This window comes from Mycobacterium sp. (genome assembly GCF_008709575.1).
Taxonomy (GTDB): Bacteria; Actinomycetota; Actinomycetes; order Mycobacteriales; family Mycobacteriaceae; genus Mycobacterium.
The window spans coordinates 1-551 of record NZ_VYIK01000531.1 but is presented as its reverse complement, the minus strand read 5'-3'; the positions used below and the strand labels follow the sequence as shown (position 1 = coordinate 551).

1 protein-coding gene is annotated in these 551 nt (G+C 65.7%); it reads right to left on the bottom strand.

The features are described 5' to 3' along the window. Nucleotides 1-199: 199 nt before the first annotated feature. Nucleotides 200-551, bottom strand: a 352-nt coding sequence (locus tag F6Q13_RS19995) for a recombinase family protein (protein ID WP_293060153.1), incomplete at its 5' end; no start/stop codon positions are given.

The following is a 551-nucleotide window of genomic DNA, read 5'->3' as shown; positions in this document are numbered from 1 at the left end:
GGCTGTAACCAGTTTTCGGTGCACGCCCCTTGATCGGCAGGGTTTCCAGCGTTGCTGCAGCCGCAGCGAAAACATCGCGATTGTCCGCCGCGACCGGTCCCGAGAGAACAGTCTCCGCGACCGCCACCGCGAACAGCGAATTGAAAGCCGCAGCTACCTTCCAGCGTGCAGCCATTGTTTGATGATAATTACGCCGCCTTTAGCCGGCCAAGCTTTCTGACGTGCTTTTTAACGCCACCGCCTGAGCACGCGCGGCGGTGCGCTTGTAGATACGGGCGACCGTGTTGGGGAACCACCGCGAACCACCTTGGCCGCACGGCACGGCGTCGCTGTTGAGCTGGTCGGCGACGGTCTGCCAGGTCGCGCCGTTGTCACGCAGGGCCACGATGCGGGCCGCGATCTCGGCGGGAACCGAGACCGGGCGGCCCAAGCGAACGCCGGCGGCTTTTTTGGCCGCCAGGGCGGCTTTGGTCCGGTCGGAGATCAACGCCCGCTCCAGCTCGGCGACACCGCCCATGACTTGCGTGGTGAAGCGGCCAGCGGCCGAGCTG